Origin of the sequence: Nonomuraea sp. NPDC050227 (genome assembly GCF_044459705.1) — a bacterium.
Classification (GTDB): Bacteria; Actinomycetota; Actinomycetes; order Streptosporangiales; family Streptosporangiaceae; genus Nonomuraea.
The window spans coordinates 342,339-365,603 of record NZ_JBITJF010000009.1 but is presented as its reverse complement, the minus strand read 5'-3'; the positions used below and the strand labels follow the sequence as shown (position 1 = coordinate 365,603).

Here is a 23,265-nt window from a genome sequence, read left to right as displayed (position 1 = left end):
CAAAGGCTCGGCAAGGGCCGCGTGTCACCTCGCCCGACTTGATCAACTTCCCTGCGGAATGGGTGGGTGACCACCACGACCAATCCGCTGTTCACGCGCGCGCGGCTGCTCACCGCCGGCGCGTCCGTCCTGCTCACCGGCGCCTTGTTCGGGCTTACGGCCACCGCCGCGGCGGGCGAGTTCGCCAACGCCAACGGTATCGGCCTGACCATCACCGAGATCCCGGAACTGGGCCAGCCGGGCTTCTCCGGCACCTGGGGCACGGCGTCCGTCGGGCCCGACCCCGGCACCGACACCGGCGACTGGAGCGACCCCGACGGGGTCACCGACTTCGTCAGCCTGGCCAACGAGCAGATCCAGGCCGACGGCCTCGACGCGCCGGACGTCTGGGAGGCCAGCGCCCAACTGGTCGTCAACACCCTTCAGCTCAACCCGGACGCGTCCGAGCCGCTGCTGGTCACGGGCAACGTGGAGACGCACGCGCGGTGCACGCCGCCGGCTCCGGCGATGGCGTCCGTACAGGCGGCGCCGGGGACCATCACGGTGCTCGGCGTGCCCGTGGACCAGGGGACCACGGAGGTGCCTGCGACGGGCGCGCAGCTCGGGTACCCCGGCGTGTACGACGGGATCCTGACGGTGGTCAGGATCGACAACGCCACGACGAACGACGCGACCTCCGCCGAGGCGGACATGACGATCTCGATCTCGGCCAGCCTGCGGGACGCCGACGGGAACGTCGTCTACGAGGGGCCGCTCACGGAGGTCACCATCGGCCGGGTGGAGGTCAACTGCGTCCCCAACCAGCCCACCCCGACGCCCACGATCACCCCCACGGTGACCCCGACACCCACGCCCACCGTCACTCCCACGCCCACCGTGACCCCCACCCCCACGGTCACACCCACCGTGACGCCCACTGTGACACCGACGCCTACGGTCACGCCGACGCCGAACCCGACGCCCACCGTGACTCCGACGCCGACCGTCACTCCTACGCCCACCGTGACGCCCACCGTGACACCGACGCCCACGGTGACGCCCACGCCGACCGTGACGCCGACACCCACCGTGACGCCGACGCCGAACCCGACGCCCACCGTGACGCCGACGCCCACGCCGAGCCCAACGCCCACGCATGACTGCACTCACAAGCCGCACGAGACTCACAAGCCGTACGAGAAGAGCCACTGGCCCCCTTGCGAGTGGCCGTACAGCCCGCATGAGCCGCACCACCACGGCGGCCCCAGCGGTCATCAATGGCCCGGCGACCACGACGGCGAGTTCGGCACAGCGCACGAAGACGCCTGGGTGACCCAGAGGTCGCCGCTCACCGGCCTGCCGATGTGGATGCCCGTAACGGCCGCCTCAGGGTGGCTCCTCATGGATCCCGCTCTGCAGTGGATGCTCCTCTGCCGTTAGAGCAGGCCGAACGGCCTCACATCCGCGCGCCCGGTGACCGACCACGGTCCCGGGCGCGCACCCGTTCGGGCGAGCGCGAACACACCGGCGAACAGCGACACAGCCCCGACGCGCAATCCACCGTCATGAAGGCGGCGCGAGTAGGGGTAGTACGAGAAGGACCGGCGCGAAAGGGGGGCCGGGGCGAGAAAGACCGGCGCCAAAACCCGCCAGCACAGCACCGACGGCGCAAGGGCCGCCAGCACAGGGACCGCCAGCGCAGAAGCCGCCAGCACAGGGGCCGCCACCGCAAGGGGCGCCGACGTAAGGGGCACCGGCGTAAGGGGCACCGGCGCAAAGGGCCGCCGCAAGGGACGCAGGTGTAAGGGCGCGCCTGGATGCCCAGAGCTTCCGATGCGGGGCGAGGCCCGCCATGGCACGCGTAAGAGACACGGCTCCGAGTCGGGCGCCAGACAGGCGCGGCGGACAGACAGACGCGCCGGTCGGCCAGCCCAGGGTCGCGGTCAGGGCCAGGCGCGCGCCCGGCAAAGAGGCGCGCGACAGATGGCCACGCAATAGACAGCTACACGCCAGACAACACGTGAAAGGACCTGCCCGACAAGCAGGCGCAGGAGGCGGACGCGGCAGGCCCCAGCAGGCGCGCAGGCCGGGCAGACGTGCAGGCCGGGCAGACGTGCGGGCCGGGCAGACGTGCGGGCCGGGCAGGCAGTCAGGGCAGGGGCGGGCGGGACGGGTGCCCGCCCCTGTCGGCGCGGCTACTGCCCGGGCAGCTTCAGCTTCGACGGGTCGAAGCCCGGCGGCAGTTCGAGCCCCGGCGGCAGCTTGCCGCCCAGGTTCCCCAGCACTCCCCCGGCCTTGGGCGCGCCGCCCTCGCCGTCGGGCGACGGGGACGCCGACTTCTCCAGGCCCGCCTTGCGCGGGTCGCCGCTGACGCGCCGCCCCTTCTTGGCCTTCTTCTGAGCCTTGGACGCCTTCCCGCGCCCCCCGGGCATGCCCGGCAGCCCCATGCCCCCGGCCACCCGCTTCATCATCTTCTGCGCCTCGAAGAAGCGCGTGACGAGGTTGCTCACGGCGCTGACCGTGACGCCGGAGCCGGCGGCGATGCGGGCGCGGCGGGAGCCGTTGATGATCTTCGGGTCCTGGCGCTCGCCGGGCGTCATCGAGCGGATGATGGCGGCGATGCGGTCGAGGTCGCGGTCGTCGATGGAGTTGAGCTGGTCGCGCATCTGCCCCATGCCGGGCATCATGCCGAGCAGGTTCTTGATGGGGCCCATCTTCTGGACCATCATCATCTGCTCGAGGAAGTCGTCGAGCGTGAAGTTCTCGCCCGAGGTGAGCTTGCCCGCCATCTTGGCGGCCTGCTCCTCGTCGAACGTCTTCTGCGCCTGCTCGATCAGGGTGAGGATGTCACCCATGTCGAGGATGCGGGAGGCCATCCGGTCGGGGTGGAAGGCGTCGAAGTCTTCCAGCTTCTCGCCGGTGGAGGCGAACATGATCGGGCGGCCGGTGATGTGCCGCACCGACAGCGCGGCGCCGCCGCGGGCGTCGCCGTCGAGCTTGGTCAGCACGACGCCGTCGAAGCCGACGCCGTCCATGAACGCCTGGGCCGTGGTGACGGCGTCCTGGCCGATCATGGCGTCGACCACGAACAGGACCTCGTCGGGGCGGACCGCGTCGCGGATGTCGGCGGCCTGCTTCATCATCTCCTGGTCGATGCCCAGGCGGCCGGCGGTGTCGATGATGACGATGTCGTGGTTGAGCCGCCGGGCCTCGTCGATCGAGCGGCGGGCGACGTCGACCGGGTCGCCGACGCCGCTGCCCGGCTCGGGCGCGAAGACGGCGACCTGGGCGCGCTCGCCCACGACCTGGAGCTGCTGCACGGCGTTGGGCCGCTGGAGGTCGGCGGCGACCAGCAGGGGCGCGTGGCCCTGATCGCGCAGCCACCGGGCCAGCTTGCCGGCCAGGGTGGTCTTGCCGGCGCCCTGGAGACCCGCGAGCATGACGACGGTCGGCGCGGTCTTGGCGAAGCGGAGCCTGCGGGTCTCGCCGCCGAGGATCTCGATCAGCTCGTCATTGACGATCTTGACGACCTGCTGCGCCGGGTTGAGCGCCTGGGAGACCTCGGCGCCGCGGGCGCGCTCCTTGACCTGGGCGACGAACGCCTTGACCACCGGGAGCGCGACATCGGCCTCGAGCAGGGCGATGCGGATCTCGCGGGTGGTGGCGTCGATGTCGGCGTCGGACAGCCGACCCTTGGATCGGAGGGAGGAGAAGACCGATGTCAGCCGGTCGGAAAGCGTCTCGAACACGTGGTTGGCCAGTCCTCGAAGCGAATGTACGTCTAAGACTTCAGCCTATCCGCTCTCCTAGCCGCTCCAGCCTGGCACGGCCATCCGGACGGTCAACGCGTGCTCGACGAGGTTGATCAGAGCGCTTTTGACCGAGTCCTTCTGGCGGGCGTCGAGACGCACCAGCGGGATGTGGGGGGCCAGCGTGAGGGCGTCGCGGACCTCGGCGTCGCTGTGGGCGTACGTGCCGTCCCAGCCGTTGATCCCCACGATGAAGGGGAGTTGCGCCTCCTCGAAATAGTCGATCGCGGGGAAGCTGTCGGCCAGGCGGCGGGTGTCCACCAGCACGACCGCGCCGATCGCGCCGCGCACCAGGTCGTCCCACATGAACCAGAACCGGTGCTGTCCGGGCGTGCCGAACAGGTAAAGGATCAGGTCGCGGTCGAGCGAGACGCGGCCGAAGTCCATCGCGACGGTCGTGGTCGACTTCAGCGGCGTCATGCCCAGGTCGTCGATGCCCGCGGAGGCGTCCGTCATGACGGCCTCCGTCGTGAGCGGCATGATCTCCGAGACCGCGCCGACGAACGTCGTCTTGCCCACGCCGAAGCCGCCGGCCACCACGATCTTCGTCGAGGTCAGACCGGGGCTAGAGCCTGCGAAGTCCACTGAGCACCCTTTCCAGCAGGTTGACGTCCGGCCTACCCGCATCCAGCTGCGGCTGATGCACCCGTACCAGGCCCTCGGCCGCCATGTCCGCGATCAGAACACGCACCACGCCGAGCGGGATCCGCAGCAGCGCCGACACCTCGGCGACCGACCGAACCTGACGGCAGAGCTGGCTGATCGCCTTGTACTCGGGGGTGATGTGGGAGAACTCCCGGTGTTCGGCCGTAGCCGACGAGACCAGGGCCTCCATGGCCAGCTTGACCTTGGGCGCGGTACGCCCGCCCGTCACCGCGTACGGGCGCACCGGCGAGGCCGGGTCCGAGCTGACCGGCGGCTGGGGCTCCCAACCACCGCTGTTCCAGGAATCCGTCACCTACATCACCTGGTCTGGCTGGCGCGCAGCTCCGCGCGCACCGCCGGGGTCAGCACCTGACCGGCGCGATCCACCATCAAGGTCATCTGGTACGCCACCAGTCCCATGTCGCAGTCGGGAGCCGCCAGGACCGCCAGGCACGAGCCGTCGCTGATCGACATGATCAGCATCAGGCCGCGCTGCATCTCCACGATCGTCTGGTTGACCGCACCACCCTCGAACACCCTGGCCGCGCCCTGCGTGAGACTCACCAGTCCCGACGCGATGGCGGCCAGCTGGTCGGCCCGGTCAGCCGGAAAACCCGACGAAGCCGCGAGCGGCAAGCCGTCGGATGACACGACCACCGCGTGCGCGACCCCCGGGACGGTACTGACGAAGTCGGTGATCAACCAGTCGACTCCGCGCGCCGAGTGGCTCAGGTCATTCACGCGCCCTCCTCCCTACTGTCGTTCCTCGGGCCGGATTGGTATGTCCTGCCCTCGCTGATGTCGTCACGCGCTGCTCGGAAGCCCTGCTGGAAGCTCGACAACCTGCTGCGCACCCGGTCGGGCGAGACCGACGGCATGGGAGCCACGCCCTTGGGCGCGGACGCCGTGTCCGCCGATCCGGGCACCAGGTTGGCCTTGGGCACCCGCTTGGGCAGCCCGGCCGCCGTCGAGCCGTCGCGTACGGGCTCCACCACGGACGCCGCCGCGTTCCAGCCGGCGTCGGCCTTGGCCGAGCCCCAGGTGGCGCTCGGCTCGCCCTGGTCGAACCAGGCCGACTCCACCGCGGCGAATATCGGCAGGTATTCGTCCCCGCCGGAGGCGGGCTTGACGACGGGGATCGGGCCGGTCGCCGCCGACTCGGTCTCGGGGTAGTCGTACTTGGACGCGGGCGACGTCTCCTGCGGCGGAGCCGACCAGGCGCGGGGCTCCTCGGGGGGCAGGCCGCGCTGCGGCGGCGCGTGCTCCCCGGTGACCGGCCCGCGCGAGGACACCCAGACGTCGGACGACGAGTCCGGCAGCCAGTCGGAGCCGGTGTTCGTCGACTCAGTCGAGGGCCATTGCGGCATCGCGGACGGCATGGACGACGACATCGAGGACGGCAGCGAGTTCGGCAGCGACGGCCACGACCCGCCGGCCGGCTCGGACGGGTACGACGGGTAGGACGGGTGCCCGGGGGCGAGCCCGAAGCCCGCGGCGCCGGGCCACTGCTGGGCCCCGGCGACGGGCTGGGAGGCGGCGAAGGCGTCCTCGCGGGCGGTCGTGGCGGCGGTGTTGCCGCCCGCCCCGGCGGCCGCGGCGGGCTGCGCGCCGAGCAGCGTCTCGGGGATGAGAACCATGGCGGTCAGGCCGCCGGAGCCGTGCGGGCGCAGCTGCACCCTGATGCCGTGCCGGTGGGCCAGCCTGGCGACCACGAACAGGCCCATGCGGCGGGAGACCGACACGTCCACGGTGGGGGCGTCGGTCAGGCGCTCGTTGGCCTGGACCAGTTCCTCGCCGGTCATGCCGATGCCGGAGTCGCTGATGGAGAGCATGATCCCGCCGCCGTCGATCCTGCTGCCGGAGACGGGGACGCGGGTCTCGCGCGGGGAGAACGACAGCGCGTTCTCGATGAGCTCGGCCAGCAGGTGGATGACGTCGTTGACGGCCTGGCCGGCGATGGAGACGCCCTCGGGCACCTCCAGGACGACGCGCTCGTAGTTCTCGACCTCCGACAGGGAGGCGCGGGCGACGTCGACCAGCTTGACCGGCTGGCTCCAGCGCCGCGGCGGGTCCTGACCGGCCAGCACCAGCAGGTTCTCGCTGTTGCGCCGCATACGCGTGGCCAGGTGGTCCAGCTTGAACAGGTTGCCGAGCCGCTGCTCGTCCTGCTCGCCCTGCTCCAGACCGTCGATCAGGGTGATCTGCCGCTCCACCAGCGTCTGACTGCGGCGCGACAGGTTCACGAACATCGCGTTGACGTTCGAGCGCAGCCGCGCCTCCTCGCCGGCCAGCCGGACCGCCTCGCGGTGGACCTCATCGAAGGCGCGCGCCACCTCGCCGATCTCGTCCTTGGAGTTGACCTCGATCGGCGGGACCTGGAGCTGTTCCGGGCTGACGTCGGTGTTGCGCAGCTGCCGGACCAGGTCGGGAAGGGTCTGGCCGGCGATCTTCAGGGCGTCCGAGCGCAGGCGGCGCAGCGGGCGCACCAGCGAGCCGGCCATCAGGGCGGTGATCGCGAGGACCAGGACGAGCAGGCCCACCACGATGCCGATGTTGATCGCGGCGACCTGCCGGTCGCTGCTGGCGATGTCGGCGCTTCGGGTGGCGATCTGCTCCGACAGCGACTTCTGCACGCTGTGCAGGCGCTCGACGGTCTCGGTGATGGACTGGAACCACTGGTCGGTGTCGTCCCTGGTCGAGGTGTCGAGCCGGCGCAGTGACTGGTTGGCGTTGTGCAGCAGCACCGCGCGGCTGGCGTAGAACTCGGCGCGGCCGATCTTCAGGCTGGCGACGGTGTTGTCGTAGAACTGGCGCTGCGCGGGCGTGGCGACGGCGCGGAAGGAGTCCCGCTCGCTGTTGCGGCGGGAGCGGGCGTCGAGGAAGGCGTTGTACTCCGGCTCCTCGAACGAGCCCCTGATCAGGGCGCTGGTCAGCAGGCCGCGCTGCTTGGAGGCCTCCTCCTCGGCGCGGGCGACGGCGCGCAGGGCCGCGCTGGTGGCGATGATCTCCTCGTCCGTGGAGCCCTGGCCGAGCTCGTCGTAGAGCTGCAGCAGCTCGGCGATGACCTCGGAGTACTTCTCGCTGGTGGGCAGCGGGCCGAGCTTGGTCTCGGCGACGGCCTTGCGCATCGTGGGGATCTGGCCGAGCCGGATCCGGATGTGGTCGAGGGACTTCCTGCCAAGGTCGGACAGCGCCGTCTCGGACTTCTTCCCCGCCTCAAGGGTGCCGGCGATGCGCTTGTCGACGATCTCGTGCTGGCTCTGCAACCGCTGCTCGTCGGAGGCTCCGCGGTTGGTGGCGACGTGGCGGGTGGCCAGGTCGCGTTCGAGCCCGAGGTCGCGGGAGAGCTCGCCGAGCTGTGCGACCAGGGTCCCCACGCTGCTGATGTCCTGGTACTGCTGGGCGCTGCTGATCGAGGTCGTGACCCGCAGGGCGCCGAGGACGACGGCCACGAGGGTGGGAATGGCGATGAGGGCGATGAGGCGGGTACGCACGCGCCAGTTGCGCAGGGCGAACGGGCTGCCCGCCTTGGGCGTGTGGGCTTGCCGCACCTCGCCGTCCGCGGCCTTTTCCGGGGCGTCCGGAGCCCGGCCACGACCGGATCCGGTCGTTGTTGTCCTCACTGGTGGCAACCTCTCGCCATGGCCTGCTTCAGGGGGAATCAGCGGCTTCGTCACGCGGACGAGTGATCGCAGGCAAGTTCGAGGCCCAATTTGAGCACAAACCTCATACTTAGGCCAACGTTTCGGTGGTTTTCAACCGTTCCACATCGCACTCCCTTCACGTCGCATACCAGCGCACACGGAGCGCAACCACCGCCCCAATACGGACATATCGCCACTAAACATACTTAATCTTCTGATTTACATCTATAGCGCCGATTTGTCATATTTTCGCGATAAACCAACATATACGCGGCATAGCGCTGTAGATCCGAAGTCGGCTCCGGTACGCTTCACGCCCGGCATCCCGTGCCGATCTCCGGAACTTCCCCCTGGTAGGAGAACCCCCCCATGACACGCACTATGCGCGGTCACGCCATTGTCGTCGGCGTGGCTCTGGCGCTCACCCTTGCCGGCTGCGGCGGAGGCAGCGGCGAGACCGCGAAGAGCTCGGCCAACAGCAAGGGCCTGGAGAAGACCACCATCAAGGTCGGCGCCCTCCCCGTGCCCGACGTTGTGTCGGTCTATCTCGCCAACGAAAAGGGCTTCTTCAAGGAAGAGGGACTGACCGTCGAGCCGGTCACCATCACCGGTGGCGCGGCGGCGCTGCCGCAGATCGAGAGCGGTGCGCTCGACATCTCGCAGACCAACTACGTCTCGACCTTCCTCGCGGTGAGCAAGGGCAAGAAGATCAAGCTGGTCGCGGACATGTACCAGGCCGCGCCGAACACGTTCAACATCATGGTGCCGAAGGACTCCCCCATCAAGACGGTGGCGGACCTCAAGGGCAAGACGGTCTACGTCAACAACCTCAGGAACATCGCCACCCTGGCCGTGGAGACGCAGCTCAAGGTGGCCGGTCTGGCCGACACCGACGTGAAGTTCGTGGAGAAGCCGTTCCCGGAGCAGGGCAACGCGATCAACACCGGGCAGGCGGACGCGGGCTGGATGACCGAGCCCTTCATCACCGCCAACCAGAGCGCCTTCGGCTTCCGCAAGCTCGCCGACACCATGACCGGCCAGACGGAGGACTTCCCCATCGCCGGCTGGATGGCCACCGAGGACTGGGTGCAGAAGTACCCGAAGACGCTGGCCGCCTTCCAGCGGGCCATCGCCAAGGCGCAGCAGCTCGCCTCCAGTGACCGCAAGGTCATCGAGGAGACGCTGCCGAAGTACACCAAGATCGACGCCAAGACGGCCTCGGTGATCACGCTCGGCACGTACCCGAGCGAGCTGAACGAGAACCGGCTGCAGAAGGTCGCCGACCTGATGCTGGAGTACAAGTACCTCACCAGCCCGGTCGACGTGAAGTCGGTCATCGCCGCCCCTGCAAGCTGATGAACACCGCGCGTCTGCTCCGCGGCGCCGCCGGCGCCGCGGGGTTCCTCATCGCCGGTGAGCTGGTCATCCGCTTCGCGCTGAGCGACGGCGTGATCTTCCCGGCGCCCTCCGTCATCCTGTACGAAGCCGTGCGCCTGCTCGCCGACCCGGTGTTCACGGAGGGCCTGGCCACCACCCTCACCAACTGGGCGCTCGGCCTGCTCGCCGCCATCGTCGTGGCCGTGCCGCTGGGCGTGCTGCTGGGGGCGGTGCCGCCGGTGGAGCGGGCGATCCGGCCGCTGCTGGAGTTCATGCGCCCGATCCCCTCGGTGGCGATCATCCCGCTGGCGATCCTGCTGATCCCGGTGGACGGCCTGATGAAGGTCTCGGTCATCGTGTACGCGTCCATGTGGCCGATCCTGATCAACACCCTGTACGGCATGCAGGACGTGGACCCGCTGGCCAAGGAGTCGCTGCGCAGCTTCGGCTTCGGCCGCCTGGCCGTGCTGGCCCGGGTCAGCCTGCCGAGCGCCGCCCCCTTCGTCGCGACCGGCATCAGGATCGCGGCCGGCATCGCGCTCGTGCTCGCGGTCAGCGCCGAGCTGCTGGCCGGCGGCACGGCCGGGATCGGCGTCTACACGATCCAGGCGGGCAGCGGCAACCGGATGGACCTCATCATGGCGGCGACGTTCTGGGCCGGGGCGTTCGGGGTGTTCGCGAACCTCGTCCTGCTGGCCGGCGAGCGGCGGCTGTTCCGCTGGCACCGCGTCCGGATGGGAGCGTCGGAGTCGTGAGGCGGCTGTCCAGGCTGTGGGTGGTGCCGGTCGTGCTGGTCGTCTGGGAGCTGCTCGGGCGGCTCATCGACGACAGCGACTTCCCGCCGCCGCTCACCATCGTCACCAGCATGTACCAGATGTGGTTCTCCGGGCCCGTCTCCCACCTGTTCCTCACCGAAGACGCGATCGGCAACATCCTGCCCAGCCTCGGCCGCATGTTCAGCGGCTGGATCCTGGCCTCGCTGCTCGGGGTGCTGCTCGGCGTGGCGCTCGGCCGTTCCAAGGCGGCCACCGACTACGTGGACGCGCTGTTCGAGTTCGGCCGGGCGATCCCGCCGCCGCTGCTGCTGCCGCTGTTCGTCGCGCTGTTCGCGCGCACCGAGTACGCGCAGCTCGGCATGCAGCTCGCCACGATCGTCTTCGGCGTGATCTGGCCGGTGCTGCTCAACACGATCGAGGGCGTCCGGGCCGTGGACCGCACCTACACCGAGACCGCCACCGTGTTCGGCCTGTCCAAGGCACAGCGCCTGCGCGTCGTCGTGCTCCCCGCCGCCTCGCCGAAGATCTTCGCCGGGCTGCGGCTGAGCCTGTCCCTGGCGCTGATCCTCATGGTGATCTCCGAGCTGTTCGGCAGCACGGACGGCATCGGCTACCAGCTCCTGCAGGCCCAGCGCAGCTTCGACGGGCCCGGCGTGTGGGCCGCGATCGCCCTGCTCGGCATCCTCGGCTACCTGGTGAACTCGCTGTTCGTGCTGGCCGAGCGCCGCCTGCTGGTGTGGCACCGGCAGGCCAACCGCAACGTCTGACTTCTGGAAGGACCCCATGCCCCACTCGGATGACCTCCTTTGGGGGGCCGTGGCCGACATCTCGCGCTTCGCCGCTCTGCTGACCATGGCGGAGCTCGGCCTGGCCGACCATCTCGCCCACGGTCCGCTCACCACCGCCGACCTGGCCGCCCGCTGCGAGGCCGACGCCCCCCGGCTGCGCCGCGTGCTGCGCGAGCTGGCCGGGATGGGCGTGGTCCGCGGCGCCGGGCCGGACACGTTCGACCTGACCGAGCGCGGCACGGCGCTGCGTTCGGACGTGCCCGACTCGGTGCGCTCGTCGATCAGGATGCTCGGCGAGGAGGGCTTCTGGCACGCCATGGGCAACCTGCCCGCGACCGTCCGCGACGGCGGCTCGGCCTTCGCCGCCCGCTACGGCCACCTGTACGACTACCTGGCGGCCAACCCCGGAGCGGGCAAGCTGTTCGACGACTACATGACCGCCCGCGCGATCCCCTTCACCGAGGGCCTGGCCAAGCGGTACGACTTCCCGGCCACCGCGACCATGGTGGACGTGGCCGGCGGCAAGGGCCACATCCTGGCCACGGTGCTGCACGCCAACCCGGACATGCGCGGCATCCTGTTCGACCTGGAGCACGTGGCCGACCGGGCCAGGGAGCTGCTGGCCGCCGAGGGGCTGGGCGAGCGGAGCGAGGTCGTCACCGGCGACTTCTTCACCGAGGTCCCGGCGGGCGGCGACGTCTACCTGCTGGCCAGCGTCCTGCACAACTGGGACGACGAGGACGCGGTCACGATCCTGCGCAACGTCCGCCGGGCGATGAACCCCGGCGGCCGCGTCCTGGTGCTGGAGGTGGTGCTGCCCGACGACGAGGCGCCGCACCTGGGCAAGGACATCGACATGCGGATGCTGGCGATCTTCGACGGCGGCGCCGAGCGCAGCCGGGAGCAGTACACGGCACTGCTCGACCGGGCGGACCTGCGCCTGGCCGAGGTCGTCGAGCTGGGCTCGGGAGCCAGCCTCATCGAGGCCCGGCCCCGCTGAGCGCGAGGGGCGGCGGCGGGCCGGATCAGCTGCCGCCGCTCCAGCCCGGCACCGCCATCCTGATCGACAGGGCGTGCTCGACCAGCTGGATCAGCGCGCTCTTGACGGCGTCCTTGGAGCGCGCGTCCAGCCGGACGAGCGGGATGTGGGGGGCCAGCGTGAGGGCGTCGCGGACCTCGGCGTCGCTGTGCGGGTACTGGCCGTCCCAGCCGTTGACGCCCACCACGAACGGCAGCTGCGCCTCCTCGAAGTAGTCGATCGCGGGAAAGCTGTCGGCCAGCCGGCGGGTGTCCACCAGCACGACCGCGCCGATCGCGCCGCGCACCAGGTCGTCCCACATGAACCAGAACCGATGCTGGCCCGGCGTGCCGAACAGATAGAGGATCAGGTCACGGTCGAGCGAGACGCGGCCGAAGTCCATCGCGACGGTCGTGGTCGACTTCAGGGGCGTCATGCCCAGGTCGTCGATCCCCGCGGAGGCGTCGGTCATCACCGCCTCGGTGGTCAACGGCATGATCTCGGAGACCGCGCCGACGAACGTCGTCTTGCCCACCCCGAAACCGCCGGCTACCACGATCTTCGTTGAAGTCAAGCCGGGGCTAGAGCCTGCGAAGTCCACTGAGCACCCTTTCGAGCAGATTAACGTCCGGCCTGCCGGCGTCCAGCTGTGGCTGATGCACGCGGACCAGGCCCTCGGCCGCCATGTCGGCGATCAGAACACGCACCACGCCCAGCGGGATCCGCAGCAGCGCCGACACCTCGGCCACGGACCTGACCTGCCTGCACAGCTGGCTGATCGCCTGGTACTCCGGCGTGATGTGCGAGAACTCCCGGTGCTCGGCCGTCGCCGACGACACCAGGGCCTCCATCGCCAGTTTGACCCTGGGCGCCGTCCGCCCACCCGTCACCGCGTACGGGCGGACGGGCGAGGCGGGGTCGGGGTGCAGCTGCGACTGGGGCTGTGGCTTGGGCGGAGGCGCCCAGCCGCCGCTGTTCCATCTCTGGTCCGTCACCTACATCACCTGGTCTGGCTGGCGCGCAGCTCGGCCCGCACAGCCGGGGTCAGCACCTGACCGGCGCGATCCACCATCAGAGTCATCTGGTACGCCACCAGCCCCATGTCGCAGTCGGGAGCCGCCAGCACCGCCAGGCACGAACCGTCGCTGATCGACATGATCAGCATCAGCCCGCGCTGCATCTCCACGATCGTCTGGTTGACCGCACCACCCTCGAACACCCTGGCCGCACCCTGCGTCAGGCTCACCAGCCCCGACGCGATGGCGGCCAGCTGGTCGGCCCGGTCAGCCGGAAAACCCGACGAGGCCGCAAGCGGCAACCCGTCGGACGAGACGACCACCGCATGTGCCACACCGGGGACCGTGCTGACGAAGTCGGTGATCAACCAGTCGACTCCGCGCGCCGCGTGGCTCAGGTCGTTCATGCGCCCTCCTCTCTTTCACTGTTGTGGGCTTCACCGTTGTAGGAGCCGCGAGGGCCCGGCTGGAACGCCTTGCCCCCGGTGATGTCGTCGCGGGCCGCCCGGAAACCCTGCTGGAAGCTGGACAACCTGTTCCGCACCCGGTCCGGCGAGACCGAGGGCATCGGGGACACGCCCTTGGGCGAGGCGGAGGTGTCGGCCGAGCCGGGCACCAGGTTCGCCTTGGGCACCCGTTTGGGCAGGCCGGCCGCGGTCGTGCCGTCGCGGGCCGGCTCGGCCGCCGCCTCGGCGGCGCTCCAGCCGGCGTCGGCCTTCGTCGAGCCCCAGCCGCCCTCGTCGCGTCCGAACCAGGCCGACTCGACGGCGGCGAAGATCGGCAGGTAGTCGTCCCCGGCGGAGGCGGGCGGCACGGGCGGGATCGGGCCGGTGGCCGCCGACTCGGTCTCGGGGAAGTCGGGCCGCGGGCGCTGGAAGCCGTCCTGCTTCCAGGGGGGCGGCGGCTCGGCCGCGGGACGCTTGGGCAGCCCGCGATCGCCGTTGTTGCGCGGCGGCGACCAGATGTCGTGGCTGTCGAAGCCGCCGCCGTGCGGGTCGGAGGGCCAGCCGTCGGACGAGGGCCACTGCGGCCAGTTGCCCCCCGCCTCCGGGTTCGACGGGTACGACGGGTGCGCGGGGCCCATCTGGTAGGTGGGCCGCGGCCAGTCCTGTCCGGCGGCCGGGGGCGCCTGCGGCCAGTCGGCCGCCGGCGTGAGCGGCGCCTGCGGCCAGTCGGCTCCCGGCGCGGGCGGCGCGGGCGGCCAGTCGGCCCCGGCGGCGGAGGCGGCCGCGGGCCAGTCGGCCTCGGGCGGAGCCGAGATCGGTGGCCAGTCGGTGGCCGGGGGCGCCGCGTGCGGCCCCACGTACGGCTCGCTCCCGGACGTGCTCTCGGCCGCCGCCGGCTGCATGCCCGCGAACCCGGGCGGCTGCGTGCCGAGCATGTTCTCCGGGACGAGCACCATGGCGGTCAGCCCGCCCGAGCTGTGCGGACGGAGCTGCACCCTGATGCCGTGCCGGTGGGCCAGCCTGGCGACCACGAACAGGCCCATCCGCCGCGAGACCGACACGTCGACGCTGGGCGAGTCGGTGAGGCGGTCGTTGGCCTGGGCCAGCTCCTCGGGGGTCATGCCGATGCCGGAGTCGGTGATCGACAACATCACGCCGCCGCCGTCGATCCTGCTGCCCGACACCGCCACCCGGGTCTCGCGCGGCGAGAACGACAGCGCGTTCTCCACCAGCTCGGCCAGCAGATGGATGACGTCGTTGACGGCCTGACCGGCCACCGACACGCCGTCGGGCACCTGGAGCACGACGCGCTCGTAGCTCTCGACCTCCGACAGAGAGGCGCGGGCCACGTCGACCAGCTTGACCGGCTGGCTCCAGCGCCGCGGCGGGTCCTGACCGGCCAGCACCAGCAGGTTCTCGCTGTTGCGCCGCATACGCGTGGCCAGGTGGTCCAGTTTGAACAGGTTGCCGAGCCGCTGCTCGTCCTGCTCGCCCTGCTCCAGACCGTCGATCAGGGTGATCTGCCGCTCCACCAGCGTCTGACTGCGCCGCGACAGGTTCACGAACATCGCGTTGACGTTCGAGCGCAGCCGCGCCTCCTCGCCGGCCAGCCGGACCGCCTCGCGGTGGACCTCGTCGAAGGCGCGCGCCACCTCGCCGATCTCGTCGTGGGTGTCCACCCCGATCGGCGGGACGGGCCCGACCTTGCCGTCACCCGCCTCGCGGAGCGCCCGCACGGTCTCCGGCAGGCGTTTGCCGGCGATGTCCAGGGCCTCGCCGCGCAGCCTGCGCAGCGGCCTGATGAGCGAGCGGGCGATGAAGGTGATGATGATCAGCACCACGATCAGCAGGATCATGATGAGCACGCCGGAGATCAGCGCCGACCGGTTGGCCGCCTCCTCCAGGGCGCGGGCCCGCAGGATGACCGAGGAGGCCAGCGACTTCTCCACGCTGCGCAGGGCGTCGATCTTGCCCGTGCTGACGTCGAACCAGGTGCCGACGTCCTTGTCCGGCCGTACGCCGATGCTCAGGGGCTTGGCCTCGACGGACTGGGCCATGGCCCGCAGCCGGAACAGGTCGGTCTGGTCGACGTCCCTGCCCACCACGGTGTCGCGGTAGAGCTCCAGCTGGTCGATGCTGGCGAGGGTGGCGAACAGGGTCTCCTCGCTCTCCTCCCGCGCTTTGGCGTCGGAGAGCGCGTCGAGCTCGCCGCTGTCGAAGCTCTTCTTGTCCAGGGCGCTGGCCAGGATGCCGCGCTGCTTGGACGCCTGCTCCTTCGCGCGCGCGATGGCCGCCATGGAGCTGGCGCTGTGGGAGATGTCGTCGTCCACCGCGACCTGTCCCACCTGGTCGTGGAACTGCAGGAGGGTGGCGATGATCTGGGAGTACTTCTGGATCATCGGCAGCGGCTGGATCTTGCCCTTGACGGCGGTGTCGCGCAGGGTCTGGATCTCCTCCAGGCGGCGCAGCACCGGGCGTACGGAGTCGGCGTGGGTGTCGGTGAGGGCGCCGGCCCGCACCTTGGCCTCGTCGATGAGGTTGTCGACCCCGCTGTAGGTGGTGCGGAGCTGGGCCGCGCGGCTCTCCGGACGGCCTTGGGCGATGTAGAGAGCGGTCTCGTCCCGTTCGAAGGCCAGTTCGTGCGTGACGGCGCCGAGCTGCTCGCTGAGCTCGGCCACCTCTCTGAGTGTCTGGTAGGTGTCGGCGTCCCTGAGGGAGGTGATCACGTTCAGCCCGCCCAGGCCCACCGCGACAGCCGTGGGTACGACGATCAACGCCACGAGGCGCGATCGTACGTGCCAATTGCCCAATCCGAACCTGTTAGAAGCAGGTTTGGGCGGCCGTCGCTTCTGGTGCCCGTGCGGCTCGCGGTCAGCGGAAGCTTCAGCGCTCTGCGTTCTCACTTGCCTCGCAACCTCTCGCCCCGGAGGGGAATTCTCGAAGACCATGCAGGTAAATGCACGTGGGGCAATATGTACAATCGAGATGAGGGCCATTTGAGCACAGGTACCGGTCAGGACCAACCACCTATAGTGCCCCTCTGAGGCTTATATCCCGGATTGTCCAAAAATTGTGACAAAATTGGTAGACCGCCGTTTACCTGCAAAAACGGGCAGCCGAAACGTGTTCCGCAAGCCCCCTTCCGCCCGCGGAACGATCCAGGTCAGCTAGTCCCACCAGTAACAGACGCCCCGGTCGCCACCCTCTTTCCCAAAACGGACAAAGACATCTCACGCCTCTATTTACGATAGAGCGGCAAACGGACATTGCAACCACAAGAGTCATTTTCTTGATAATGACTGCCAATGTGGTGCTACGGTCGATTCCTGCTTGTTCGTCAGGCACTCAGCCCCGGGGGCAGTTCAGCCACCCGGTCCCCCCGGCTCCACGTCTTGAAGGGAGTCCCTGACATGAGGCTTGGCCGCTCCGCCAAGGCCGCCATCATCGGGTTCGCTGTGACTTTAGGCGCCGTAGCGTGCAGCACCGGCGGCTCAACCACCGCCAGCGCACCACCCTCCGCCTCCGCGAACGGCGGCGGCGGCGCCTTGGAGAAGACGAAGCTCAAGATCGCCACCCTGCCCGCCATCGACAGTGCCGCCATCTACGTCGCCATCGACCAGAAGCTCTTCGAGCAGGAGGGTCTCGACGTCACCCCGCAGGTCGTCCAGGCCGCCCCCGAGGCGATCCCCATGCTGGTCAACGGCGAGATCGACGCCATGTTCGGCAACTACGTGTCGATGTTCCAGGCGCACGACAAGGGGGCGATCAAGATCCACGTGCTCGCCGAGGGCTCGCGGGCCGCCCCCGACTCGCTCAGCATCATGGCGCTGCCCAACTCCCCCATCAAGACGCCGAAGGACCTCGCGGGCAAGACGATCAACGTCAACGTCCTGCACAACTTCCAGGAGCTCGCGCTCACCCAGGTGCTCAAGGCCAACAACATCGACCCCGGCACGATCAAGTACGTCCCCGTGACGTTCCAGAACATCATGGCCTCGTGGAAGAGCGGCCAGATCGACGCCGCCTACCTGGGCGAGCCGCAGGTCACCGCGGCGACCTCGTCGATGGGCGCGCGCAAGATCCTCGACCCGGCCTCCGGGCCGGCGGCGGAGTTCCCGATCTCGGGATACATCAGCACCCAGGACTGGTACGACAAGAACCCGAGGACGGCGGCGGCCTTCCAGCGGGCCATCCACAACGCGGCCAAGCTGATGGAGAACAACCGTGAGGTGGTGGCCAAGGTGCTGCCGAACTTCACGCAGATCGACGCGTCCACGGCGGCGACGGTCACCTTCCCCTACTTCTCCAGCTCCGACAACCCGGTGCGGCTGCAGCGGGTGGCCGACTGGATGTGGGAGGCCAAGTGGCTGGGCAAGGAGATCGACGTCAAGACGTTGATGTCGCCGACGACGTCGGGGTGAGCAGCACCGCGACGGCCGTCGTCCGCCGTCCGGCCGGCGCCGCCACGCGGTGGTCGCGCCGGGCGGCGGGGGCGGCCGGCTTCGCCGTCCTCGTCGAGCTGCTGAGCCGGTCGGGGCTGGTGGACGCCGAGGTGCTGCCGCCGGCCACGCGGATCGTCGGGCGTGGCCTGGCGCTGCTCGCCGATCCGGCCTTCCTGACCCACGCCCGCACCAGCCTGCTGGCCTGGGCCTTCGGGCTCGGGCTCGCGGTGCTGGTGGCGGTGCCGCTCGGCCTGCTGCTCGGCAGCGTGCCGGTGATCGACGCCGCCACCCGCTCGGTGGTGGAGTTCCTGCGGCCGATCCCGTCGGTGGCGCTGATCCCGCTGGTCGCCCTCGTGATCGGCACCGGCCTGCAGCTCCGCGTCACGCTCGTGCTCTACGCCGCCATGTGGCCCATCCTCTACAACACCATGTACGGCCTGCGCGGCGTCGACCCCGTCGCCAAGGAGACCCTGCGCTCCTACGGCTTCGGCCCGCTGTCGGTGCTGCTGCGCGTCAGCCTGCCGTCGGCCGCGCCGTTCATCACCACGGGCGTGCGGCTGGCGGCGTCCGTGGCGCTCATCCTGACCGTCAGCACCGAGATCGTGGCCGGGCGCGGGGAGGGCATCGGCGTGTTCATCTTCTTCGCCGGGATCGCGGTCCCGGCCAGGATGACCGACATCCTGGCCGGGGTGTTCTGGGTGGGACTGTTCGGCGTGCTGGTCAACGCGCTGCTGGTGGCGGCCGAGCAGCGCGCCTTCCGCTGGCACCACGCCCGGCTGACGGAGGGGTCGTGACCGGGGGCCGGCGCGGGCCGTCGGCCCGCGACCGCACGCGCGGCACGGCGTTCCGGGTGGCCGTGCTGGCCGTGCTGGTCCTGGCCTGGGAGGCGGGCACGCGGCTGGCGGGCAGCTCGTTCTTCCCGCCGCCGACGACGATCGTGGCCCGGATGCACCAGATGTGGTTCTCCGGCCCGCCCGGCAGCCTGTTCCTGACCGGCGCGGCGGTGGACGACGTCCTGCCGAGCCTGGGCCGGATGGCCGCCGGGTTCGCGGGCGGGGCGGTGGCCGGGGTGCTGCTCGGGCTGGCGTTCGGGCTGTCGGCGCGGGTCTACGACTATCTCGACGGCGTGCTGCAGTTCCTGCGCGCGATCCCACCGCCCGCGCTGGTCACCGTGTTCCTGGTGGTGTTCGGCTTCGGGCTGCGCATGCAGCTGGCGTTCATCACGTTCAGCGTCGTGTGGCCGGTGCTGCTCAACACCGCCGACGGCGCGCGGGCGGTCGATCCGCTGCACCTGGACACCGGGCGGGTGTTCCGGCTGTCGGGGACCGAGCGCCTGCTGCGGGTCGTCCTGCCGTCGGCGCTGCCGAAGATGTTCGCCGGGCTGCGGCTGTCGTTGTCGTTGTCGCTGATCGTCATGGTCTTCGCCGAGCTGCTGCCGGGGGCCTCCAACGGCATCGGGTTCCAGCTCACCACCGCGTACTCGACGTTCGACCTGCCCGCGATGTGGGCCGGGATCGTGCTGCTCGGCGTGCTGGGCTACCTGCTCAACGAGCTGTTCCTGGTGGCCGAGCGGCGGGTGCTGGCCTGGCACCTCGGCGCGCAGCGGCTCACGGAGCAGTGAACGTGCCGGCGGCGACCGGGCGGCTGCGCGGCGGCTCGTAGGCGCCCGAGTCGATGCCCCACGACGCGACGGCCAGCGGCATGATCTCCACCCATACGGGCTCGTACCCGGGTTTCAGCCGCTCGCCGCCCTTGGCGTGGACCCGCCCGACCCCCTGGACGAGGACGCCGCGCGGCCCGTCCTCGGTGAAGTCGTCCACGACGAGCGACACCTCGGGGTTGTCCCTGACGTCCCGGCGATACCGCCGGGGACGCACGCCGCCGGGCAGCAGGCGGGAGCCGACCGCGATCATGCCGCGGTCCGGCTGGAGATGGATCCGCACGGGCACGACGTGCGGCGTTCCCCCGGCTCCCGCCGTGGCGAGCCGCGCCAGGTCGTGCTCAAGCAGGTAGGCGAACTCCCCATCACTGAATCCGCGCATCACACACCTCACACCCAGATAGGAACGAGGTTAATGGGATAACTCTGGTCTTCGGCCTGCAAAGGGCGAGAAACTTATCGTCATGTTCCCCGTCAGGGACACGTGGGACCGGATCGAGACCACTGGGGGCGACGTGAGGACGATGGTCGTGGGCGCCGGGATCGGCGGGCTCACCACCGCGCTCAGCCTGGCGGCGGCCGGGCTGGAGTGCGTGGTCGTGGAGGCGGCCGCCACGCTGAGGCCGCTCGGCGTCGGGATCAACCTGCAACCGCACGCCGTACGGGAGCTGACCGAGCTGGGGCTGGCCGGCGAGCTGGCCGCGCTGGGCGTGGAGACGACCTTCATGACCTTCGCCGACCGGCACGGCAACGTGATCCTGGCGCTGCCGCGCGGGCGCTCGGCCGGATACCGCTGGCCGCAGTACAGCATCCACCGGGGCGAGCTGCAGATGGCGCTGCTGGCCGCGGTCGAGGAACGGGCCGTCCCGGTGCGGACGGGCGTCCGCCTGGAGGGCTTCGAGCAGGACGGCGCGCAGGTCCTCGTCCGGCTCCGGCGGGGCGGCGAGCTCGTGGAGGAACGCGTGGACGTGCTCGTCGGCGCGGACGGCGTGCAGTCCACGGTGCGGGCGCTGCTGCACCCGTCGGACGACCCGCTGCTGTGGTCCGGCATCAGGATGTGGCGCGGGGTGGCCGAGGCCGACCGCGTCCTGGACGGCGCCACCGTGCTGGTGGGCGGCTCCAACCGGGCCGGGAAGTTCGTCACCTACCACATCTCGGCCCGCAACCCCCGGCTGGTCAACTGGGTGGCCGAGGTCAAGGTGGCCGAGCCCGGCGTCGCCGCGGAGGCCGACTGGTCGCGCGCGGGCCGGCTGGCGGAGGTGGCCGCGCACTTCGCCGACTGGCGGTACCGGCCGGCCGACGTCCAGGGGTTGCTCGCGGCCTCCCCGCGCATCCTGGAGTACCCGATGGTGGACCGGGACCCGCTGCCGGTCTGGGGAGAGGGCCGGGTGACGCTGCTGGGCGACGCCGCGCACCCGATGTACCCGATCGGCTCGAACGGCGGCTCGCAGGCGGTGCTCGACGCGCGGGTGCTGGCCCGGCGCCTGGCGACGTCCGGCGACCCGGTCACGGCGCTCAAGGCGTACGAGGAGGAACGGCGTCCGCCCACGTCGGCGCTGGTGATGGCGCATCGGGCGCTGCCCATCGAGGATACGATCGGGCTGGTGACCGAGCGCGCGCCCGACGGGTTCGCCGACATCGCCGACGTGCTGACGGAGGCCGAGCTGGCCGCCATGGCCGGGGCGCAGCGGCGCATCTCCGACGCCGACGTCCGGGCGCTGAACGAGCGGGAGTCGTGGAGCGTACGCATCCCATGACAGCCGCGAAGACTCAAGGGTAAGATCCGACACCGTAGAGCCATACCGACATTTCCGGCTTCCCGAGTCGGTCCTCCGCTCGCGGCCTCGCCCCCTAGGACATCCATGCTCGAGATAGAGAACCTCTCCCACGTGTACGGCGGCGGTGGCCCCAACGCTCACCACGCCATCGAAGGGCTCAACCTGAGCGTCGCCGCGGGCGAGCTGCTGTGCATCGTCGGGCCGTCGGGAGCCGGGAAGTCGACCCTGCTGCGCTCCATCGCCGGGCTGATCAGGCCGACCGGCGGCGAGGTCAGGGTCGAGGGCGAGCTGGTGCGGCAGACCCCCGACAACCTGGCGGTGGTCTTCCAGGACTACAGCCGCTCGCTGTTCCCGTGGATGTCGGTGGCCGACAACGTGGCCCTGCCGCTGCGCCGCCGGGGCATGGACAAGCAGCAGCGCCGCGAGGCCGCCCAGGAGGCGCTGGAGTCGGTCGGGCTCCAGGGCGCCGAGAAGAAGTACCCGTTCCAGCTCTCCGGCGGCATGCAGCAGCGGGTGGCGATCGCGCGGGCGCTGGCCTACCGGCCCTCGCTCATGCTCATGGACGAGCCGTTCGGCTCGGTCGACGCCCAGACCCGCGAAGACCTGGAAGACCTCGTGCTGAAGGTGCGCGGCCACCACCAGATGACGATCGTGCTCATCACCCACGACATCGACGAGAGCGTCTACGTCGGCGACCGCGTCGTGGTGTTGTCGAAGGCCCCCGCGCACGTGGTCGGCGACCTCAAGGTCGACCTGCCCGAGCCGCGCGACCAGATCACCACCCGCGAGCACCCCGACTTCGTGCACCTGCGCGCCGAGGTCGGCCGCCTGGTGCGCGGCCACGCCACCACCGTCTGACGCGCGGACGGGCGCCCGGCCTCAAGCCGGGCGCCCGGGGCGCGTCGGGCTATACCGGCGTGTGGGAGTGGCGCGTGAGCGCGTGCTCCACCAGCGTGATCAGGGTGGATTTCACCGCGTCGCGCTGGCGGGCGTCGAGACGGACGATCGGGATGTGCCCGCCGACGGACAGCGCCTCGCGGATCTCGTCCTCCGCGTGGGCGAACTGGCCGTCCCAGCCGTTGATGCCGATGACGAAGGGCAGCTTGGCCTCTTCGAAGTAGTCGATGGCGGGGAAGCTGTCCGCCAGACGGCGCGTGTCCACCAGGACGACGGCGCCGATCGCGCCGCGCACGAGGTCGTCCCACATGAACCAGAACCGGTGCTGTCCGGGGGTGCCGAACAGGTAGAGGATCAGGTCGCGATCCAGCGACACACGTCCGAAGTCCATCGCCACGGTCGTGGTCGTCTTGTTCGGCGTGAGCGAGACGTCGTCGACGTGGGCCGAGGCGTCCGTCATGACCGCTTCCGTGGTGAGCGGCAGGATCTCCGAGACCGCTCCCACGAACGTCGTCTTCCCCACGCCGAAGCCCCCGGCCACGACGATCTTCGTCGAGGTCAGACCGGGGCTAGAGCCTGCGAAGTCCACTGAGCACCCTTTCGAGCAAGTTGAGGTCCGGCTTTCCCGCGTCCAGCGCAGGCTGGTGCACGCGGATCAGGCCCTCCGACGCCATGTCGGCGATCAGCACCCGGACCACACCAAGGGGCTGGCGTAAAAGGGCGGAGATCTCGGCAACCGACCGGACGTTCCGGGTCAGCTGAATGATCGCCTGATACTCCGGACTCAGTAGGGAAATGTCTTGGTATTCCGACGTCACGGAGGACACCAAAGCCTCCATGGCGAACTTCATCCGCGGCGCGGTGCGCCCCCCGGTCACGGCATAGGGCCGTACCAGGGAACTCGGCTTCTGCGGACGAGGGGCCGCCGGATGCGGCGGAGTGCTATCACCAGCCCAACCCTGACCTGACACCATGATCTCCTGTCACCGC

The 23,265-nt window shown here is 70.2% G+C and carries 22 protein-coding genes; 10 read left to right on the top strand and 12 right to left on the bottom strand.

All coding sequences use genetic code 11. The features are described 5' to 3' along the window. The first annotated feature begins 66 nt into the window (after positions 1-66). Positions 67-1,419 carry a hypothetical protein gene (locus ACIBK9_RS33045; RefSeq protein WP_397162548.1) on the top strand — a complete coding sequence of 451 codons (1,353 nt, stop codon included), beginning with the start codon at positions 67-69 and terminating at the stop codon, positions 1,417-1,419. A 755-nt stretch (positions 1,420-2,174) separates the two neighbouring features. Here ACIBK9_RS33045 and ffh read toward each other — a convergent pair. From ffh to ACIBK9_RS33020, 5 genes are read right to left on the bottom strand one after another with little or no spacing between them, the layout of a single operon-like run. Beyond that, complete coding sequence (ffh, locus tag ACIBK9_RS33040) at positions 2,175-3,728, bottom strand: signal recognition particle protein (protein ID WP_358283740.1); 1,554 nt, start codon at positions 3,726-3,728, stop codon at positions 2,175-2,177. 57 nt (positions 3,729-3,785) lie between these two features. Next, on the bottom strand, positions 3,786-4,346 hold the full coding sequence (locus ACIBK9_RS33035) for an ATP/GTP-binding protein (RefSeq protein WP_352350493.1): 561 nt from the start codon (positions 4,344-4,346) through the stop codon (positions 3,786-3,788). Between the two features lie 7 nt (positions 4,347-4,353). Then, on the bottom strand, positions 4,354-4,746 hold the full coding sequence (locus tag ACIBK9_RS33030) for a DUF742 domain-containing protein (RefSeq protein ID WP_352350303.1): 393 nt from the start codon (positions 4,744-4,746) through the stop codon (positions 4,354-4,356). Between the two features lie 5 nt (positions 4,747-4,751). Next, positions 4,752-5,174 carry a roadblock/LC7 domain-containing protein gene (locus ACIBK9_RS33025; protein ID WP_352350301.1) on the bottom strand — a complete coding sequence of 141 codons (423 nt, stop codon included), beginning with the start codon at positions 5,172-5,174 and terminating at the stop codon, positions 4,752-4,754. Then, positions 5,171-7,984 (bottom strand): nitrate- and nitrite sensing domain-containing protein, encoded by a 2,814-nt coding sequence (locus tag ACIBK9_RS33020; RefSeq protein WP_397162547.1) that lies wholly within the window; start codon positions 7,982-7,984, stop codon positions 5,171-5,173. The genes ACIBK9_RS33025 and ACIBK9_RS33020 overlap by 4 nt, the downstream gene beginning before the upstream one ends. Before the next feature lie 462 nt (positions 7,985-8,446). Here ACIBK9_RS33020 and ACIBK9_RS33015 point away from each other — a divergent pair, with 462 nt between their 5' ends. The 4 genes from ACIBK9_RS33015 to ACIBK9_RS33000 are packed head-to-tail and all read left to right on the top strand — an operon-like array spanning position 8,447 to position 12,018. Then, positions 8,447-9,433, top strand: a complete 987-nt coding sequence (locus ACIBK9_RS33015) for an ABC transporter substrate-binding protein (protein ID WP_397162546.1) — start codon at positions 8,447-8,449, stop codon at positions 9,431-9,433. Then, positions 9,433-10,209 (top strand): ABC transporter permease, encoded by a 777-nt coding sequence (locus ACIBK9_RS33010; protein ID WP_397162545.1) that lies wholly within the window; start codon positions 9,433-9,435, stop codon positions 10,207-10,209. Before ACIBK9_RS33015 ends, ACIBK9_RS33010 begins: the two co-directional genes overlap by 1 nt. Next, the gene (locus ACIBK9_RS33005) at positions 10,206-10,997 is read left to right on the top strand and encodes an ABC transporter permease (RefSeq protein WP_397162544.1); all 792 of its coding nucleotides are present in this window, start codon (positions 10,206-10,208) and stop codon (positions 10,995-10,997) included. Before ACIBK9_RS33010 ends, ACIBK9_RS33005 begins: the two co-directional genes overlap by 4 nt. A 16-nt stretch (positions 10,998-11,013) precedes the next feature. Next, positions 11,014-12,018 carry a methyltransferase gene (locus ACIBK9_RS33000; protein WP_358283726.1) on the top strand — a complete coding sequence of 335 codons (1,005 nt, stop codon included), beginning with the start codon at positions 11,014-11,016 and terminating at the stop codon, positions 12,016-12,018. A 25-nt stretch (positions 12,019-12,043) separates the two neighbouring features. Here ACIBK9_RS33000 and ACIBK9_RS32995 read toward each other — a convergent pair whose 3' ends face one another. From ACIBK9_RS32995 to ACIBK9_RS32980, 4 genes are all read right to left on the bottom strand, one after another. Beyond that, positions 12,044-12,610: an ATP/GTP-binding protein gene (locus ACIBK9_RS32995; protein ID WP_352350291.1), complete on the bottom strand. Its 567-nt coding sequence runs from the start codon at positions 12,608-12,610 to the stop codon at positions 12,044-12,046. A 7-nt stretch (positions 12,611-12,617) separates the two neighbouring features. After that, positions 12,618-12,965: a DUF742 domain-containing protein gene (locus tag ACIBK9_RS32990; RefSeq protein WP_352350491.1), complete on the bottom strand. Its 348-nt coding sequence runs from the start codon at positions 12,963-12,965 to the stop codon at positions 12,618-12,620. A gap of 71 nt (positions 12,966-13,036) precedes the next feature. After that, positions 13,037-13,459, bottom strand: a complete 423-nt coding sequence (locus tag ACIBK9_RS32985; protein WP_020546542.1) for a roadblock/LC7 domain-containing protein — start codon at positions 13,457-13,459, stop codon at positions 13,037-13,039. Beyond that, positions 13,456-16,278 carry a nitrate- and nitrite sensing domain-containing protein gene (locus ACIBK9_RS32980; protein ID WP_397162543.1) on the bottom strand — a complete coding sequence of 941 codons (2,823 nt, stop codon included), beginning with the start codon at positions 16,276-16,278 and terminating at the stop codon, positions 13,456-13,458. Before ACIBK9_RS32980 ends, ACIBK9_RS32985 begins: the two co-directional genes overlap by 4 nt. 765 nt (positions 16,279-17,043) lie before the next feature. Between ACIBK9_RS32980 and ACIBK9_RS32975 the strand changes: the two genes are divergently transcribed. From ACIBK9_RS32975 to ACIBK9_RS32965, 3 genes are read left to right on the top strand one after another with little or no spacing between them, the layout of a single operon-like run. After that, positions 17,044-17,919 (top strand): ABC transporter substrate-binding protein, encoded by an 876-nt coding sequence (locus tag ACIBK9_RS32975; RefSeq protein WP_358283719.1) that lies wholly within the window; start codon positions 17,044-17,046, stop codon positions 17,917-17,919. After that, positions 17,916-18,734 (top strand): ABC transporter permease, encoded by an 819-nt coding sequence (locus ACIBK9_RS32970; RefSeq protein WP_397162542.1) that lies wholly within the window; start codon positions 17,916-17,918, stop codon positions 18,732-18,734. Before ACIBK9_RS32975 ends, ACIBK9_RS32970 begins: the two co-directional genes overlap by 4 nt. Beyond that, the gene (locus ACIBK9_RS32965; protein WP_397162541.1) at positions 18,731-19,561 is read left to right on the top strand and encodes an ABC transporter permease; all 831 of its coding nucleotides are present in this window, start codon (positions 18,731-18,733) and stop codon (positions 19,559-19,561) included. The genes ACIBK9_RS32970 and ACIBK9_RS32965 overlap by 4 nt, the downstream gene beginning before the upstream one ends. Here ACIBK9_RS32965 and ACIBK9_RS32960 read toward each other — a convergent pair. Then, positions 19,548-19,982: a pyridoxamine 5'-phosphate oxidase family protein gene (locus ACIBK9_RS32960; protein ID WP_364324477.1), complete on the bottom strand. Its 435-nt coding sequence runs from the start codon at positions 19,980-19,982 to the stop codon at positions 19,548-19,550. The genes ACIBK9_RS32965 and ACIBK9_RS32960 overlap by 14 nt on opposite strands. An 82-nt stretch (positions 19,983-20,064) precedes the next feature. Between ACIBK9_RS32960 and ACIBK9_RS32955 the strand changes: the two genes are divergently transcribed. Then, positions 20,065-21,357: a flavin-dependent oxidoreductase gene (locus tag ACIBK9_RS32955; RefSeq protein ID WP_397162540.1), complete on the top strand. Its 1,293-nt coding sequence runs from the start codon at positions 20,065-20,067 to the stop codon at positions 21,355-21,357. 105 nt (positions 21,358-21,462) lie between these two features. Further along, positions 21,463-22,236 (top strand): ABC transporter ATP-binding protein, encoded by a 774-nt coding sequence (locus ACIBK9_RS32950; RefSeq protein WP_358283706.1) that lies wholly within the window; start codon positions 21,463-21,465, stop codon positions 22,234-22,236. Between the two features lie 49 nt (positions 22,237-22,285). Here the strand turns inward: ACIBK9_RS32950 and ACIBK9_RS32945 are convergent, their stop codons facing one another. Further along, entirely contained in the window at positions 22,286-22,837 is a 552-nt protein-coding gene (locus tag ACIBK9_RS32945) for an ATP/GTP-binding protein (RefSeq protein WP_352350489.1), read from the bottom strand. A gap of 7 nt (positions 22,838-22,844) precedes the next feature. Beyond that, positions 22,845-23,249, bottom strand: coding sequence for a DUF742 domain-containing protein (locus tag ACIBK9_RS32940; protein WP_055507219.1), 405 nt, complete (start codon positions 23,247-23,249; stop codon positions 22,845-22,847). Positions 23,250-23,265 lie beyond the last annotated feature (16 nt).